At 39.2% G+C, this 16,929-nt stretch carries 21 protein-coding genes; 7 read left to right on the top strand and 14 right to left on the bottom strand.

What is annotated here, in order from left to right:
- From R2B77_RS13020 to R2B77_RS13010, 3 genes are read right to left on the bottom strand one after another with little or no spacing between them, the layout of a single operon-like run.
- On the bottom strand, window positions 1-552 hold the full coding sequence (locus R2B77_RS13020) for a DUF2249 domain-containing protein (protein ID WP_203248587.1): 552 nt from the start codon (window positions 550-552) through the stop codon (window positions 1-3).
- 30 nt (window positions 553-582) lie between these two features.
- Window positions 583-909, bottom strand: coding sequence for a hypothetical protein (locus R2B77_RS13015; protein WP_203248586.1), 327 nt, complete (start codon window positions 907-909; stop codon window positions 583-585).
- A 21-nt stretch (window positions 910-930) separates the two neighbouring features.
- Window positions 931-1,164, bottom strand: a complete 234-nt coding sequence (locus R2B77_RS13010) for a DUF2249 domain-containing protein (protein WP_203248585.1) — start codon at window positions 1,162-1,164, stop codon at window positions 931-933.
- A gap of 732 nt (window positions 1,165-1,896) precedes the next feature.
- Here R2B77_RS13010 and R2B77_RS13005 point away from each other — a divergent pair.
- A complete protein-coding gene (locus tag R2B77_RS13005; RefSeq protein WP_322555718.1) occupies window positions 1,897-2,019 on the top strand; it encodes a hypothetical protein in 123 nt (40 codons plus the stop codon).
- 35 nt (window positions 2,020-2,054) lie between these two features.
- Window positions 2,055-2,252: a hypothetical protein gene (locus R2B77_RS13000; protein ID WP_203248584.1), complete on the top strand. Its 198-nt coding sequence runs from the start codon at window positions 2,055-2,057 to the stop codon at window positions 2,250-2,252.
- 113 nt (window positions 2,253-2,365) lie between these two features.
- Here the strand turns inward: R2B77_RS13000 and R2B77_RS12995 are convergent, their stop codons facing one another.
- Window positions 2,366-3,034: an RluA family pseudouridine synthase gene (locus tag R2B77_RS12995; protein WP_203248583.1), complete on the bottom strand. Its 669-nt coding sequence runs from the start codon at window positions 3,032-3,034 to the stop codon at window positions 2,366-2,368.
- 241 nt (window positions 3,035-3,275) lie between these two features.
- On the opposite strand from R2B77_RS12995, the gene R2B77_RS12990 reads away from it, so the two are divergent.
- Window positions 3,276-3,509 (top strand): hypothetical protein, encoded by a 234-nt coding sequence (locus R2B77_RS12990; protein ID WP_203248582.1) that lies wholly within the window; start codon window positions 3,276-3,278, stop codon window positions 3,507-3,509.
- A 41-nt stretch (window positions 3,510-3,550) separates the two neighbouring features.
- Here the strand turns inward: R2B77_RS12990 and qoxD are convergent, their stop codons facing one another.
- From qoxD to R2B77_RS12960, 6 genes are all read right to left on the bottom strand, one after another.
- On the bottom strand, window positions 3,551-3,832 hold the full coding sequence (qoxD, locus tag R2B77_RS12985) for a cytochrome aa3 quinol oxidase subunit IV (RefSeq protein ID WP_203248581.1): 282 nt from the start codon (window positions 3,830-3,832) through the stop codon (window positions 3,551-3,553).
- Window position 3,833: 1 nt separating this feature from the next.
- Window positions 3,834-4,430, bottom strand: a complete 597-nt coding sequence (gene qoxC / locus R2B77_RS12980) for a cytochrome aa3 quinol oxidase subunit III (RefSeq protein ID WP_203248580.1) — start codon at window positions 4,428-4,430, stop codon at window positions 3,834-3,836.
- The gene (gene qoxB / locus R2B77_RS12975; RefSeq protein ID WP_203248579.1) at window positions 4,417-6,375 is read right to left on the bottom strand and encodes a cytochrome aa3 quinol oxidase subunit I; all 1,959 of its coding nucleotides are present in this window, start codon (window positions 6,373-6,375) and stop codon (window positions 4,417-4,419) included. The genes qoxC and qoxB overlap by 14 nt, the downstream gene beginning before the upstream one ends.
- A 72-nt stretch (window positions 6,376-6,447) precedes the next feature.
- Window positions 6,448-7,332, bottom strand: a complete 885-nt coding sequence (gene qoxA, locus R2B77_RS12970; protein WP_203248578.1) for a cytochrome aa3 quinol oxidase subunit II — start codon at window positions 7,330-7,332, stop codon at window positions 6,448-6,450.
- A gap of 636 nt (window positions 7,333-7,968) precedes the next feature.
- Window positions 7,969-9,144, bottom strand: a complete 1,176-nt coding sequence (locus R2B77_RS12965) for a DUF2812 domain-containing protein (RefSeq protein ID WP_203248577.1) — start codon at window positions 9,142-9,144, stop codon at window positions 7,969-7,971.
- Window positions 9,137-9,457 (bottom strand): PadR family transcriptional regulator, encoded by a 321-nt coding sequence (locus R2B77_RS12960; RefSeq protein WP_203248576.1) that lies wholly within the window; start codon window positions 9,455-9,457, stop codon window positions 9,137-9,139. Before R2B77_RS12960 ends, R2B77_RS12965 begins: the two co-directional genes overlap by 8 nt.
- A 332-nt stretch (window positions 9,458-9,789) precedes the next feature.
- On the opposite strand from R2B77_RS12960, the gene R2B77_RS12955 reads away from it, so the two are divergent.
- The 3 genes from R2B77_RS12955 to R2B77_RS12945 are packed head-to-tail and all read left to right on the top strand — an operon-like array spanning window position 9,790 to window position 12,830.
- Entirely contained in the window at window positions 9,790-11,328 is a 1,539-nt protein-coding gene (locus R2B77_RS12955; protein WP_203248575.1) for a PTS transporter subunit EIIC, read from the top strand.
- A 2-nt stretch (window positions 11,329-11,330) separates the two neighbouring features.
- Window positions 11,331-12,014: an N-acetylmannosamine-6-phosphate 2-epimerase gene (locus tag R2B77_RS12950; RefSeq protein WP_212391775.1), complete on the top strand. Its 684-nt coding sequence runs from the start codon at window positions 11,331-11,333 to the stop codon at window positions 12,012-12,014.
- A gap of 3 nt (window positions 12,015-12,017) precedes the next feature.
- Window positions 12,018-12,830: a MurR/RpiR family transcriptional regulator gene (locus R2B77_RS12945; RefSeq protein WP_203248574.1), complete on the top strand. Its 813-nt coding sequence runs from the start codon at window positions 12,018-12,020 to the stop codon at window positions 12,828-12,830.
- A gap of 147 nt (window positions 12,831-12,977) precedes the next feature.
- On the opposite strand, the gene R2B77_RS12940 is transcribed toward R2B77_RS12945, so the two are convergent.
- Window positions 12,978-13,652, bottom strand: a complete 675-nt coding sequence (locus R2B77_RS12940; RefSeq protein ID WP_203248573.1) for a sporulation initiation factor Spo0A C-terminal domain-containing protein — start codon at window positions 13,650-13,652, stop codon at window positions 12,978-12,980.
- Window positions 13,653-13,818: 166 nt separating this feature from the next.
- On the opposite strand from R2B77_RS12940, the gene R2B77_RS12935 reads away from it, so the two are divergent.
- The gene (locus R2B77_RS12935) at window positions 13,819-14,106 is read left to right on the top strand and encodes a hypothetical protein (protein WP_203248572.1); all 288 of its coding nucleotides are present in this window, start codon (window positions 13,819-13,821) and stop codon (window positions 14,104-14,106) included.
- 216 nt (window positions 14,107-14,322) lie between these two features.
- Here the strand turns inward: R2B77_RS12935 and R2B77_RS12930 are convergent, their stop codons facing one another.
- From R2B77_RS12930 to R2B77_RS12920, 3 genes are all read right to left on the bottom strand, one after another.
- Window positions 14,323-15,069 carry an amino acid ABC transporter ATP-binding protein gene (locus R2B77_RS12930; RefSeq protein WP_212391773.1) on the bottom strand — a complete coding sequence of 249 codons (747 nt, stop codon included), beginning with the start codon at window positions 15,067-15,069 and terminating at the stop codon, window positions 14,323-14,325.
- Window positions 15,070-15,081: 12 nt separating this feature from the next.
- A complete protein-coding gene (locus tag R2B77_RS12925) occupies window positions 15,082-15,741 on the bottom strand; it encodes an amino acid ABC transporter permease (RefSeq protein ID WP_203248571.1) in 660 nt (219 codons plus the stop codon).
- Between the two features lie 122 nt (window positions 15,742-15,863).
- Complete coding sequence (locus R2B77_RS12920) at window positions 15,864-16,649, bottom strand: amino acid ABC transporter substrate-binding protein (protein WP_203248570.1); 786 nt, start codon at window positions 16,647-16,649, stop codon at window positions 15,864-15,866.
- Between the last annotated feature and the right edge of the window lie 280 nt (window positions 16,650-16,929).

Here is a 16,929-nt window from a genome sequence, read left to right as displayed (position 1 = left end):
TTACACCTTGTGGATCGTGACTTTTGCCGAACCGTCTGACTGCTCATCCACGGTGAAGGGACAGCCGAGGCGATTCAGTTCCTCAATCAAAAAAACGGGCACTCGATCATTGTGAATATTCACCTGATCCCCCGGATGACTGCGGTCTAAAGCAGCTAATGTTCGCATCATTGGTTGGGGAGGCTCTAATCCACGATTATCGAGTGTAATCGTTTTTGGTTCTCGAGCAATCGTCTCTTCACCAGAAGACTGAGCTGTAGAAACCAGCTCGTCCTCTGTTGAAGAGTCCTCTATATCCAATAGATGTTTGTATTTTTTATTGACAAAAGAAACAACCCAATGGTCTTTTTTTTTGCGTTCAACCTTATTCACAAAGCCCTTCATCTTTAACACACCTAATAATGGCGTCGGTTTGAACGTTGCGTGGAGTACGAAAATATCTCCCGCCTCTATTTCCATCACCGTATCCATAATTAGCTGGAAAGGCTCCAGCTTTTTGTTCAAGTGAGGACGCACATCTAATTCTACAATTTTCGTCGTTTGCTGATTCACAATGAATCATCTCCTACAAATAGTAGTCACTTAAGATACAGATTTTTTTGCTTCATCATATAAACTTGCCATTCCACCATACAGTGAGTAGAAGAATGCATCGGGCGCATCCAAAGAGAATGTTTTGTACTGCTTAGGGTCGATGCCTAGTACGTTTTCGAATAATTTCGCTGTATCCTCGAACGCATAAAAACAATAATGCGTAAAGTTGAAAGTCGGCATTTTTTCGAAAATCGTAATGATTTCACTCGCAAACTTATCTACTTCACCAGCAGCTTGCTGCACCATTGAAACAGCATCCTCTAAGGACAGTTCAATTTTCAGTGTCTTGTCATCGATAACGTTAACTTTTGCCATCGCCAATCAACTCCAGACATGTTATAGTTTTTCAATTTTCACCTGGAATGTATCAGGACCTTGTTCAATATATTCCCATGTGTATTTCCCTTCATGCATCGAATCGAACTGAAAACGCAAAGGAATCGGATCATGGTCATTGACAATCAACATTGTCTCAGATGGATTTAACTTATTAAATGTTTCAAAAATGGTTTTATGCTTAAGATGCGGCGGATATTCTGGAACCTTTACTATTGCTGTATATTCACTCATCAACTATTCCTCCTAAAATGTATTGTGTGTTCTATGTTTATAAGATGAAGTTAAGAATACCTTCAACTACATAAATCTGTATTCTCCTGTTCAGCTTATAAAATAAGTATAGGATTAGTTAGACAATTATTCTGTGATGTATATCACAAATTCAAGATTTTTTTTGCAGGTACGGTAAATCAGCAACATATAACTTTAAACAGCACATCATTTTTAGAAAAGTGTTGACATTCAGAAAGAGGTAATGATATCCTAAAGTAGTTAGATATTCAAATTAGAAATGGAGGTGCGGAAAATGACTACATTTAAAATTTCAAAAAGTAATTGTATAGTAATTCCGTGCCCAACCGCTCATTATTTTTCTGAAAATAATTAATCGGAATGGCATGTCCTGCCGTTCTTTTCCTATGAGCACACGCTTATGTAAAGAAGCGTGTGCTTTTTTGTGTGCTTTTATCTGAATCCAGCTTTGCTGATATTCAGATAAAGCCACCGGCGGATGTCACGGATTTTTTAGGGGACCTGATGTTTTCACGCATTGCGTGTTGCATATAGTAAAAAATAATAAGAAAAGGAGTGCTGGTGATGATGAATATTAAACAGCAAAGAAAGTTATTAAAAAAGGAATCTCTCGAAAGTGGATAGCGCCGATTGGGAACGGAAATCCCCAATTGGTAAAAGTGATTCTATGAGTTGGATTGAAAAAACAAAAAATTAAAGGAGGAAAACAATATGATGATTGCAAAAATGAATGTTGAAAAGGTTAGTAAATTAGTAAATAAAAATAAAACGGAGTCGCCAACACACTATTTAGGTGGAAGTCGGCTAACAGAAACAGTGCTAGCCACGCCTTAACAATATAATTGGACTTCTCCTTAAGGAGAAAAATAATGTTAAATATTAATCATGATTATATAAAGCAACGGATTGTTGACTTACAGCAAGAAGCAAGACAAAATGAGTTAGGACATCACTACCTATCTAAGAAAAAGAAAAACCAAAAACCTTTTTTTGAAAAGAGTCTTGTGTTATTTTACACGCGTAAATATAAATTGACTTTCAAAATTGGTATCGATAAATTAACATAAAGAATTCCAAGCAAAAATCTCTAGTGCATGTGTATTAACACGCACTAGAGATTTTTTATTCATTCATACTCAATGAGTCCCCTACCGAATCAGGACTAGGGCTTACCGTAAAATCACCATAAATTCCACGGATATTCATTCGGTGGTTGCGATTGCACTTCAATGACTTCCTTTGTCGTTGGGTGAACAAATTCTAGTTCATGTGCCCATAAAGAAATTTGTTGCCCAGGACGATTGACTTGTTGTCCATATTTTTGATCCCCATAGAGGGGGTATCCAGTTGCGGAGAGTTGAACACGAATTTGGTGGGAGCGACCGGTATGGAGGCGAATAGACAGAAGACTTAATTGTTCTGTACTGCTAATGACTTCGTATTCGAGTACTGCTTTTTTAGCATTCACATGGTTTGCCGAAACGGTAGACACTTTATTCTTCTTTGTGTCTTTAAAAAGATAATGCTCTAAAACTGCTTTTTTCTTCTGTGGAACTCCCCGAACAACAGCTAAATATGTTCGCCCCAGCTCTCTTTTCCGAAGTATATTCGATAATCGAGAAGCTGCCTTAGATGTTTTGGCAAACACCATCACCCCGCCTACAGGACGATCTAAGCGATGAACAAGCCCCAAGTAAACATTGCCCGGCTTCTGATAACGAATTTTTATATCTTCTTTTAATAGCGTCAGCAAATCCGTATCTCCACTCGTATCTCCTTGCACGGGTATATTCACTGGTTTCTCAACGAGTAGCAAATGATTGTCTTCAAATATGATTGGTATTTTCATAATGACCCCTTTATGGAAAGTAATAAACTAGGAGATATTTGTCACTCAGCTAGTTAAATTGTATTATACTGAACTCCATGTTAGTAAGCCAATATTTGATAGGGTTGTTACAGGATAGTTGATTACATCCATTTACCCTTGTTGAAATGTCAAATTTAAAAGTTAAGTGAAGTCCAGTTCCAAAATATAATTTGACAACTTTGTGAACATTCCTGATAATAGCAGTAAGGGAGTGAATGAAATGGAATCTAAACAAACTATGCTAGACATCGTTAAGTATACTGGGGGAACAATACTCGTCGTTGGAATTTCTATTTTTTTATATGGTTTTTTTATTAGCGATTATAGCGCAATTACAGGTATCGGGATTGGTACAATTATGGGGGCTATTTTCATCTTCCTCATGGGGGTATTCTTTGTTGCAACTGAAGAAATGCAAGAAAAAAGAGACAAAGGAATACGCGTCATTCAATAAAAAAGGAGCGCCAAATGGCACTCCTTTTTTTATTGATCTAATCACATATCCCAAACCAAAATCAGTAGTGTACCGAAGATAGTGACTAGCGCTATGGCAACACCATAGTAGATGTTCATATATATCGCAGCCTTGTCTTCTGTCTCGCCAGCATGCATGAACACGATAAGTTGAACTGCTGCTTGCACGAATGCAGTAACTAACAGAATCGTCATCCCTACCACAAATGACATATCTAGAAAATAGACCGTCAGTGCAGCTGCCGTTAACACCATTGAAAACGCAAAACCCATAACCTGTTTACGCGGGAATAATTCGCTCATATTACATCATTCCTTTCAAGTAGATGAAGCTGAAAATAAAGATCCAGACGACATCTAAGAAATGCCAGTACAATGAAAAGATGAAGGCTTTATTAGCCGTTTTAGGCGTCAAACCTTGTTTTTTCACTTGTAGGATGATGAACAATCCCCAGAACAGACCGAGTGTTACGTGCGCTCCATGTGTCCCTAATGTCGTCAAAAGAATACCTGTAAAGGCACTCACCTGAAGCCCTGCTCCAACATTAACGTAATGCGTAAACTCATAAATTTCCACACCGAGAAATGCCAAGCCTAGCAGCAATGTAATCGCAAAGAATGTCATCATCGCATTCTTTCGACCGAGACGCATCGCATGTACACCAAGACCGATTACAAAACTACTTGTCAGTAACAAAATTGTCTCTATAAACACTGGCGTAATTTCAAAAATCTCTGCCCCGGTTGGTCCGCTAGCCGTACGGTGCTCCAGCGTGAAATACGTTGCGAAAAGTGTTGCAAATAGCATCACTTCCGCGCCAATAAAAATCCAGAAGCCTAAAATATTCAACTTATTTTGTTCGGTTTTATATTCAAGCGGAAGTGAATTATCTATTTTCATCTGTTAACACCTCGCTGTCCTTTTCTGTTTCTTCAACTTCTTTTACTGAAATATAGTAGCCGTCATCCCTTTCAAATGAACGATGCGCTAGACAAGCAAAAATCGCAATGGTCGTAATGATAGCCGGGATCCACATACTAAAGATAAATGAGAAGCCCCAAACAAAGAAAATACAACTGATGATGAACGGCATCCCACTATTATTCGGCATGTGAATCTTCTCTATATCCCCTGTAAATAACGGTTGTTTTTTCTTCTTATGATCCCAGAACGCTTCGATTGAGTTCACATGTGGTGTGCGTGCGAAGTTATACGATGGAACAGGGCTATGTGTTGCCCATTCTAGCGTACGTGCATTCCACGGATCTGAACTAATATTACGTGAAGCATAGCGTGTACTGTGATAAATATTGTAAACGAGGATTGCAAAACCAATTGCTAGGACAATTGCGCCAGCAAAGGATAGCAGATTCAGTGCCCCGTAGCCACTTGCTTCCGAATAGGTATACATCCGACGTGCTTGCCCATCCAATCCAGTAAAGAACATTGGGAAGAACGTGACATTAAAGCCAATCGCGATAAACCAGAATGCCCACTTGCCAATTTTCTCACTCAACATGAAACCGAACATTTTTGGCCACCAGTATGTCAGCCCCGCCAACATCGCAAAAACAACACCTGGAATAATCGTGTAATGGAAATGCGCAACTAGGAACATCGTATTATGATATTGATAGTCAGCGCTAGCCATACCAAGCATGACCCCGGTCACCCCACCAATTGTGAAAATCGGTATGAAACCTACCGAATAAAGCATCGGGACCGTAAATTCAATTCTTCCTTTTCGCATCGTGAGCAACCAGTTAAAGATCTTGATCCCGGTCGGAATCGCAATCGCCATTGTCGTGATTGAGAAAATACTATTCGTTAGTGGTCCCTGCCCCATCGTAAAGAAATGATGCGTCCAAACTAGGAACGAGAAGAACGAAATCACTACAATGGAAATGACCATCGATGTATAACCATATAGGTTACGACGTGAGAAGGTCGAAATAATCTCACTATAAATACCAAACGCTGGTAATACGAGGATGTAAACCTCTGGATGTCCCCAAACCCAGAACAGGTTGGCCCACAGCATATCCATTCCGCCATTCGTCATCGAGAAGATATGGGTACCAAATAGCCGATCCATCGTCCCCAATAACAGCGTAACCGTCAGGACTGGGAATGCGAAAACAACAATGGCATTCGTAATTAAAGCCGTCCATGTAAACATTGGCATCTTCATCAGCTTCATGCCAGGTGCTCTCATTTTAAAAATTGTCGCCATGAAGTTAATTCCAGAGATTAACGTACCAATACCGGCTATTTGAATCGATAGCAAATAATAGTTGGTTCCGACAGATTGACTAAAATCATTCCCTGCAAGCGGGAAATACGATGTCCAACCAGCATCTGGTGAACCACCGACGACGAATGAGATATTAAATAACATCGCACCCATAAAGAACAACCAGAAGCTAAGTGCATTCAAGCGAGGAAACGCTACATCGCGCGCTCCAATTTGTAAAGGTACTACGAAGTTCATCAGCGCATAGATAAATGGCATTGCCATAAAGATAATCATAACAACCCCGTGCGTTGTAAAAACCTCATTATAATGCTGAGCATCTAGCAATATGTTTTCAGGTACAGCCGTTTGCGCTCGCATCATAAGCGCGTCTACGCCACCTCGGAATAGCATAAGCAGAGCGGCGATTAGATACATAATCCCAATCTTTTTATGGTCAACTGTCGTCAACCACTCCCGCCATAAGTAACCCCATTTTTTAAAATAGGTTAAGCCAAGAAGAATCGCAATCATAGTAAGACCAATGACCACCATGGCTGCGTAAATCGCTGGACTTGGATGAGGTATGGCAAATCGATCAAAGTAATCCATACTTTTAGAACTCCTTTCGTAGAAATCAATACTTGAATTTATACAACGTATTAGTCTTGATCATACAAATCATTATTCATGTACATGGTTTGATTCGTCGGCAGAATCCTCTGCCTCGTGATGCCCTCCATGGTGACCTTCAGGAGCAGGTGAGAACTCTAAGTGAGTGCCATTATAAGTAGATCGTCCAAGATGTCCTGGCAATAATAATTCTTCAAACTTCTCTTCCGTAAGGGTTTCAGCACTTGCTTTAACATCTTCTACCCATTCGTCAAACTCTGCCGGTGGCATTGCTTTGACATCAAAAATATTTTCAGCGAAGCCTTTTCCAGTGAAGTTGGAGTTTCGTCCCATGTATTCACCCGGAGTGTCGGCAGCTAAATGTAATGTCGTAATCATGTCCGACATCGCATACTTTTGCCCCCCAAGTTGAGGAATCCAAAATGCCGAAATGGGTCCGTAAGAGTACAATCTAAATTCCAACGCCCGATCTGTTGGGATATACAAATAGTTCACTGTTTCGATATTTTCTTCTGGATAACTGAAATGCCATTTCCAATCGGATGAAGATGCATAGACAATCAATGGTTTTTGATCCTCATAGCCTTTTGGTGTCGCCTCCACTTCATAGACTGATTTGACTGTCACAATTGACAAGAAGATAATGATTAGAACCGGAATCCCAACAATAATCGCTTCAACAACTGGATTACCCTCGATATGTGGGGGTTCATAATCCTCGCTTTGTTTCGAAGCACGATATTTTATTAACATATAGAGCAACATACCAAAAACAACTACGACTACGAACGCCATGGTCGCAACCGATATCCAAATAACGTCAGCAATTGTTTCAGCTTGCGGCCCTTTCGGATTCAAGACCATGACCGGTTCACAACCAGCTAACACAGCTAGAAGACCCATCATCAAACTTAAAAAAGCCCCTTTTTTCCTCATGAAAATGCCCCTTTCTTCTGTTCTATACGGATAGAAATAGTATTCAAAAGTGTTATCACAGGGAAATCCCTTAGTTCAAAATTAACCTTAATATAATAAAATCGGGAAAACAATTTCCCGAGACTCATGTCACAAAGTGTTCACGACAAACGCGTCACAAATCGTTCATATAACAGGGTTTTATTGGTCACAAAGCATTTCATAACCTGCGATTTATTAATTAAAAAGTAAAGTTATATAAATTTTATAACTTATTTGCGTTTTGACTTTTATAAAGTCATAATCAACCATTTCCCTTTTATAGTAGGAACTCATTTTTTCTTCTTTTACTTATGTACACAAAACAAAAAAACACCCTTCTCTTGGTAAGAAAAAGGTGTTTTTACATTACAGAAAAAGTAGTTAGATATTAAACCATTTTCATCTTATCCAGTTTGGCTCTGTCCATTTTTTGATGAACCAAATTTGTCCTGCATCAATCCCCATAGGGTACATTAATCTTACAATAGCCTTTAAAGGTGTCGCGTGATTCTATGCGACTGTTTGTTTCAAGCATCTATGTTATGTCTTATATACACCACTACACACAAGCAAAAAGCTCACTATAATTGCAGTGAGCTTTTGTGTAGATGCTAATTATTTCTCAATGAGGGCTATCTTTTCTTCTATCACGGATAAAATTGTAGCCGAAGCTGCATGCCCATAGTAACGTAACTCTATGACACCTTTTCCTTTCGCTGCAAACACTTCTATAAGCCCTTCCTCCTGGTGAATGAACAAAATGTCGAAAGTATCACTTTCCACCTTGGTTACTTCTCCTCTAAAATTACTTTCCTGTATTAGAGCATCAATTAAGTTATCTTTCATCGTTGGAAACCACAACTGATAGACTTGCATATAAAGCCCCGGCGAATACGTTCTGTCCGAGCCTGACCAAACCTGCTCTGGAATCACACCACTCTCATTTGCTTGATATTGAATCGGCGCAAAGGGGCTCCAGTTATAGGTGTAACTATTTAGCCAGCCAACAGGTCCGTCCTTATCATATTGTTTAATCACCAAATTCGAGTTCTGTTCAATTTCTGCTAGACGAACAATTGGCGAGGTATCACTTTCAATTGGAATTGTCCGCGGCTGATCCAACGCGATTTGCACGAACATCATAATAATATTTGCAATCACCAATAAAAACATCATACCTTGAATCGTTAACGTGACTGTTCTTTTTATTCTCCACGGGGCATGATGATCAAGAGCATTTCCTGTCTGTAATGTCTTTATCAGTTTGCGTATAGCTAAGCTTCCTTCCAGCATGGTAAAAGCTGCAAAAACATATGTGAATATAGCCACGAAACTCATAAATTCTCCCTCAATGAGGACTAGTATGAAAGGTCTGCTAAAGAATAACGATGCGGCGGCGCCAAGTATACTAAGAATGATAATAACGATAGTACCTCGCCAAAACTTTTTGGATAAATCCCTCAATGTAAAAGACTGCTCAATTGGATCCGTGTGCAACTCAGGTGCTTGCAATGTTGCTAGAGATGAAAAAACATTGAATTCGCCTAATCTAGCAATATGCGTCCAGCCCGCTTCTTGAAACATTTCCTTATCTTCCGCGGTAATTTGTTTATTCGAGGACGTGTCGACTCGATAACGAACATCTTTTGGCTCCCCTTGCTCAAAATAGACAAATAGCCGTCCAACTTTCTGCAAGTGCCACCCTTCTTTCGCCATATCGGCAAACCAACTCTCATGCTCTTCAATACGCCAAACATTCTCCAAAACCATTTTCCGCACTTTCTTATGCATGGCTATCACCTTCCTTCAATAACGCTCCATCTTCAAGCATCGCCGCCAAACGCTGATATTCCTGTCTAAGCGCCAGCTCCCCCTCCGCAGTAATAACATAGGTTTTTCTTCGACCATCATCGTCCGCTAACTCAATCAATTCGTCCTTCTGCATACGTGCCAAAACCCCGTAAAGCGTGCCTGGCCCCATATGCACTCTACCATTCGAAACTTCAGTAATCGCCTGCATCAGACCATAGCCATGACCCGGATTCATAAGCGTTAATAAAACATAATACATCGCCTCTGTCATCGGTCCACCTGTATATTTCATCTATAAATACCTCCCGATATTATGCATGACGTTATATCGCATGACATAATAGTAGGTTATTTGAAATTAATTGTCAATGTCTGAATAAAACAAAAAGTATTTTATTTAAAACTGGTCTAAGTTTTTAGAATCAAAGATTTTTTAAAATCGGGACAAAATATAATTTTTGTAATAAAGAATAATTTTCAGTGTAAAAGATAAACAATAGCCAAAGAGTAGAATACTCAATATAATTCGAATAATAATTGTAACCGCTTAAATTTCTCTTGCATTTATTGAATATCTTTTTTATAATAAACATGAAAATAATTTACAAATAGGAGGTAATTATGATGAGTAGTTTCTTCGAGAAAGCTCAACAATTTGGTAAATCATTTATGCTCCCCATTGCTGTCTTACCTGCAGCAGGTTTACTGTTGGGAATTGGCGGTGCTTTATCAAACCCCAATACAATAAAAGCGTATCCATTTTTGGACGTGTCATGGCTTCAATCCATTTTCACCGTTATGTCAAGCGCCGGGAGCGTCATCTTCGCTAACCTTGCCTTATTGTTCGCGATAGGTGTAGCGGTCGGTTTAGCCAAAAGTGACAAAGGAACTGCTGGGCTAGCAGGAATGCTCGGTTTCCTAGTCATGAATTCAACAGTCTCTGCATTATTGTCGATCACTGGCATTCTCAATACTGAAAATCCTGCATCTGTAGGACAAGGACTAGTACTTGGTATTCACACTTTAGAAACAGGAGTCTTCGGTGGGGTAATGGTTGGTGTTTTAGTCGCCCTTCTTCATAATCGTTACAACAAGAAGCAGCTTCCTCCATTTTTAGGTTTCTTTAGCGGTTCACGATTTGTTCCGATTATTTCTGCATTCGCATCCATTTTTCTTGGTATATTTATGTTCCTAGTTTGGCCATTTATTCAAGCAGGTATTTTTAAAATGGGTGGATTAGTAGAAGCAACTAGTTACATTGGAACATTTATTTTTGGATTTGTGTTACGTTTATTAGGGCCGTTCGGTCTTCACCATATATTCTATATGCCTTTTTGGACTACTAGTTTAGGTGGCTCACTTGTTATCGATGGACAACTTATTGAAGGAACTCAACGAATTTTCTTTGCGCAACTAGCTGACCCTACCATCGAAAAGTTTTATGAAGGGACATCCCGCTTCATGTCCGGACGCTTTATTACAATGATGTTTGGACTTCTTGGAGCAACTTATGCAATTTATCGGACAGCAAAACCAAAGAATAAAAAAATCGTTGCAGGTTTAATGGGATCTGCTGCATTAACATCATTTTTAACAGGTATTACAGAGCCAATTGAATTTTCATTCTTGTTCATTGCTCCAGCACTTTATGTTGTACACGCCTTTTTGGATGGGCTAGCCTTTATGATGGCTCATATTTTTCAAATTACAATCGGACAAACATTTTCAGGAGGATTTATCGACTTTGTCTTATTCGGCATTTTGCAGGGTAACGATAAAACAAACTGGCTACTCGTTCCGTTAATCGGTATTCCATGGTTCTTCGTTTATTTCTTCTTATTCACATTCCTTATTAAGAAGTTTAACTTCAAGACACCTGGTCGCGAAGATGAAGACCTAGCTCCGACAGCAGCAGCGGATAATTCGAGTGATCGTGCCCAGACAATTATTACGGCCCTAGGCGGTGCTGATAACCTAACAGCTGTTGATTGCTGTGCTACCCGCTTACGCATCAGCGTCAATGAGCCAGATAAAGTAGACGAAGCTTTGTTAAAAGAAACAGGTGCAAAAGGTGTCATAGTGAAAGGCAAAGGGGTCCAAGTCGTTTATGGTCCACATGTTACAATCATTAAAAATGAAATCACAGAAATTGTAGGTGAATAATTTTGTTAAATAAAATAAAAAATGGGCTGGTTGCTTCATGCCAAGCCCTTGAGAATGAGCCTCTTCACAGTCCATTTATAATGTCTAAAATGGCACTTGCTGCCCATCTTGGCGGAGCTGTTGGTATTCGTGCAAACTCAGCGCAAGATATTCAAGCGATCAAAAAAGAGGTTTCTCTGCCTGTCGTTGGAATCGTGAAACGTGATTATCCCGATAGTGATGTTTTTATTACAGCTACCCAAAAAGAAGTCGATGAATTAATTGAATCGGGCTGCGAAATGATTGCCATGGACGCTACATTACGTCAACGCCCGCATGGTGAAAAGCTAAAAAGTCTTGTTGATTATATAAAAGAAAATCATCCAAATATCCAATTAATGGCTGATATTTCAACTTTAGAAGACGCACTTGAAGCAGAACGTTTAGGATTTGACTGTGTTTCTACTACGCTTTATGGGTATACAAACGAAACAAGCGGATGTAAACTATATGAGAATGATTTTGATTTCATTAAAGTCATATTAAATAATGTTCGCATTCCAGTTATAGCTGAAGGTAATATCCTGACACCTGAAATGGCGAAAACAGTGATATCTCTTGGCGCTCACTCAGTTGTCGTAGGAGGGGCTATTTCAAGACCCCAACAAATTACTAGTCGGTTTGTGGATGTGATCAAAGGAGTGTAATACATGGTTACACTATTGAAGGAGATTCAATCTAGATATTCCTCCTTCTCGGACAAAGAAAGAGGTTTAGCAGATTATTTTCTTTCTTCACCAATTGAAGCTTCACAAAGTAATATTAAAGATATTGCAGACAAGACTGGTATTTCAGTTGCGACAATTACAAGATTTTGCAAAAAGGTTGCTTGTAAAAATTTTGTCGAATTGAAAATAAAGTTAGCACGGGAAGCCTATCAAGTAGGCGATGAAAAAGTAGATACAAAATTAAAGCGCCAATATGAAGATATTTTAAATGACATTCAAGGACTAAGTGGTAAAGAAGCTTTGGATGAAGTTATGCAACTCATTCAAGAAAGCAAAAAATTATACATCTTTGGCTTAGGAAGCTCAGGGCTTGCAGCGCAAGAGTTAAACTATCGTTTAAGTAGAATGGGCTTCGCTTCAGAAGCAGTAACCGATCCGCACTTAATGATTATTAGAAGTACACTAGTCCAAAAAGGTGATTTACTATTAGCGTTCTCTCGTTCTGGACAAACTAGGGATCTATTACATTCTGTAAAAGAAGCTAAAAATAACGGTGCTACAGTCGTCTCATTCACCGCCTATGGCGATACTCCACTAACCCAATTATCTGAAACCGTTTTATGGACGATACACCCTTTACGTACCGGGTATATATCTACCGGTTTAGACTTGAGCGTTCTTTATTTGATTGACCTAATTAGCTTATTCTTGCTTAAGGACGAGGCTATTAAAGAAACATACAAAAAAACAGTTGCTGCCATTTCCTCTGAAGCATATATAGAGAGTGGTCAATAATAGTATTAAAAAAAGTACCCGATTCCAACAATTTCAGATGTTGTTGGAATCGGGTACTTTTATATTCCTGTAGATAACGGTACAAATAGTGGATGCTAGAAAGAACTAGTTCAATATCGTTTTTTTGACAAATTCTCTAACGATTTTTTAATCACCATTACTCGTGTTTGTTTTCTTACTTTGATCTAATTCCACCAAAACACCATCAACTGATACTCCTTTCTGATTTTCTTCTAAACCATCTATTTGGCGCTTGCCTCTATCCTGTTCAAATGTTTTTCTTATATACTCTGTTACAAGATGAATATATTCGCTGTTCGTAGGCTTTGATCTAATTTCATTTATGTCATATCCAAGAATCTCCAAGATGGAGTCCGCGCTTCCACGTTTCCATGACACTTCAATTGCATGTCGAATTGAACGTTCCACTCTACTAGCGGTCGTATTATTCTTTTCTGCTATATGTGGATACAAATCTTTAGTAAATCTCGACAGAAGCGAGGGCTCTTGGTGAACCAACTCAATCGCTTCTTTCATATAATTAGAGCCTTTAATATGCCCAGGTACTCCAAGTTCACGCACGATTGAAGAGATTCTAGGATTTATCCCAATGCTACGGTTAGTGTTATTGTTTGATCGTTTTGTTTTTTTTTGCTCATGCGTTCTTTCTAGCCCTTTCCTTTTAACCCCCTCGAAATAAGAGTACTCTGCCAAGTCACTAATGAGTTCTAATATATATTCGTAATCGTTATAATCAATTGCTTTTTGAATTCGCTTGAACGTTTTTCCGATTTTTTCTTCTACTGCATTATTAACTTCCATGTAAATAACCTCCAAACATTATTTATCTCCAACGAAATAAGCTATTTGTCTCTCACTATCAGTCAAACTAACTCGGAGATTCTTAGGTAACTGTTTATACATAATTATACACAATTGAATAGCTTACAGTATCAAGCTAAGCAAAATCTAAGGGAGGAGATTAATTTTGTCAGAAAGAAGAAATGGAAGATTTCGTTTTTGTATTTTGCCTGGCTATAACTGGTGTGGTCCCGGTTGTAACGGACCCGGAGCTCCAATCAATGACGTCGATGCCGCCTGCAAAGCACATGATGACTGTTATCGTAGGGGTAGAAATGCATGTGAATGTGACCATGAATTTCTCCAACGCTTACGCCATAAAATAGATCCCTGTACACAAAAAGGTAGACACGCTCGTCTGCTTTATAATTATATGAGATTACAATCACACTTTACTTGTCGATTTTTTAATTGAAGTGTAGACACTCAAACTTTTATTTAACAATCAAAAAACCACCCTAAGCTCTAAGCAAAAGGATGGTTCATGAAGGAAGTAAATGACAGTTAACTATATAAGTTGATATGAAAAATCCTACTAACAACGCTTGGCGCTTTGGAATGCCTTCGCCAAAGATTATGTAGAACCTTTTGTTTAACCTATATAGTTCTGAAATATCCCGAACTGTGTGAATTACTTCAAACTACGATTTAAAAAGGCCTTTGTTCGCTCCTGCTGAGGATTCGTTAGTACATCAATAGGATTACCTGATTCAATGATTTCTCCGTTGTCCATGAAAATAACCCTGTTAGCCACTTCTTGAGCAAACCCCATTTCATGTGTTACGACGATCATCGTCATATGCTCTTCGGCAAGATGCTTCATCACTTCCAAAACTTCCCCCGTCAATTCAGGGTCTAAAGCGGATGTTGGCTCATCGAATAACAGGATTTCAGGGTTCATCATAAGCGCCCTGGCAATCGCTACCCGTTGCTTTTGGCCGCCGGAAAGCTTGGACGGATAAGCATTTGCCTTATCAGAAAGTCCTACTTTATCTAGCAATTCTGTACTCCGGCGTCGAATCGCATCGACCGGCTCCCTTTTTGTCAATCTTGGTGCGAGTTCTAAGTTTTCTTTCACGGTTAGATGTGGAAAGAGATCGAAGTGTTGAAATACCATGCCCATTTTAGCAGTCACTTGCTTGATTTCCTGTGCTTTTGGGTAATTGCCGTCCTTGACGAGATAATCGCCGGATATTTGGATACTACCACCGTTTATTTCCTCGAGATGGACTAAACTGCGAAGCATCGTGCTTTTCCCTGAGCCAGAGGGGCCGATGATTGCAACCACATCGTTTTTATTGACATCAAACGTAATTTGTTTGAGTACATCAAGTTGTCCAAATGATTTTTTGAGGTTGGATACTTCAATGATGGTCATATTCATCGCTCCTTAGTCATATTTGAATCGCCGTTCGAGCCATTTAAAGAACAGGGTCAAGACGAGCGTTATAATGAGATAAATGATACCTGCGAAAAAGAAAGGTATGATTGTAAAATCACGATTTACAGCAGTCTGAGCGAAGTGCAACAGTTCCGGTACTGCAACAGCATAAAGCAGCGCCGTGTCCTTCACCAATGTCACTGATTCGTTCGCAACTGCTGGAAGGGCAACACGGAACATTTGAGGCAAAATAACCCTTGTCGTTGTTTGCCATTTATTCAAACCGAGCACCTGTGAAGCCTCATACTGGCCTTTATCAACTGCAAGTAATCCTCCACGGAAGATTTCTGCGAAATAGGCGGCATAATTTAATATAAATCCTAAACAAGCAGCTGCGAATCGATCAAACACCAAGTACTCCCCGACAATGGGAAGTAAGGGCAAGCCAAATACAAAAAATAATAATTGCAGTAACAGGGGCGTGCCACGCATTAAATAAATATAACCATTGGCAAACCAAGCCAGTGGTTTAATGTTGCTTCTAACCGCAAGCGTCAAGATGAAACCAAGCGGAATTGACACCGCAATAGCAATCAAAAACAGGAGGACTGTTACTTGTGCCCCTTCCAGCATCGGTTTAAGTATAGAAATCAAATAATCTAAAGACATGAAAGGTCTCCTCCAAAAACAAAACAGGGTTTCACAAGGAAATCCTGTTTGTCACATATTTATCTTCATTCCGTTGAAGACTCCCACCTCTATAACGCCAAGGCGTAGTTGATTTGGTCATTTTACTTTAAAACTTTATTTTCACCAAACCATTTTTCTGAGATTTCAGCAGCTGTACCATCTTCGTTCAATTCGTCAAGTGCTGCCTGAAGCTTCTCAAGCAGTTCCTCGTTACCTTTTTTCACACCGATTCCGTACTCTTCAGGTGCAAGTGATTCATCAAGCACTTTAAATGTGCCCTCTTCTTGGGACATATAATAATCAATAACAACTTCGTCAATGACGACTGCATCCAAACGTCCTGTTTTCAAGTCAACTAACGCAAGAACATTGTCGGCAAATTCCGTAACTGTTTTAATTTTCGATTCGATTGGATTTGCACCTAGAGCGTCAGCTGCAGAAGATAACGCTTGAAGCCCTACAACTTTTCCGTCCAAATCATCGAGTTTAGCAATTTCTGAATCAGCTAACGTAGCAACGACCTGTGCATTTCGTAAATAAGGCTTTGTAAATAAAACCTTCTCTTTCCGCTCATCCGTAATTGTATACCCGTTCCAAATGAGATCAATCCGTCCACTACTTAGTTCTGTTTCTTTTGTTTTCCAATCGATGGGTTGAAACTTAGGTGTCATACCCATTTTTTCAGCAGCAGCTTTGGCATAATCGATGTCAAAACCAACGATTTCATTATTGTCATCACGGAATCCCATCGGTGCAAATTTATCATCTATCCCAATGATTACTTCGCTAGTTGATTTGCTATCAGTTTGTCCTTCTGATGAACCACAGCCCACTAAGAGTGTAAAAATTGCCGTCATAATTAGAAAAATAAATGCTGAACGTTTCATAACTGTAAAAATCCCCTTTCAATGATCAATGCTTCTTTTGAATACTTTAGCGTGTTAACGTATTAATAGAATAACATAAATCCAAACTAAAGAATACCCTTTTTATATTTTTTCATTCTATCTTCTTACTTCTGATTATCTTATGCTCAAGTTAGATGTTTAATTCGTGAGGTATGCAGTGCACCCTTCACATCATCGCATAAAAAAACAACTAGAACGGAGCGACAGACACCCCGTTCTAGTTCCTTCAAGAATACACAAAACTTCTCCTAAGATCGAT

The sequence above is a fragment of the Sporosarcina beigongshangi genome, assembly GCF_033485195.1.
GTDB classification, from domain to species: Bacteria; Bacillota; Bacilli; order Bacillales_A; family Planococcaceae; genus Sporosarcina; species Sporosarcina beigongshangi.
This window is presented reverse-complemented; position numbering and strand designations above follow the sequence as displayed.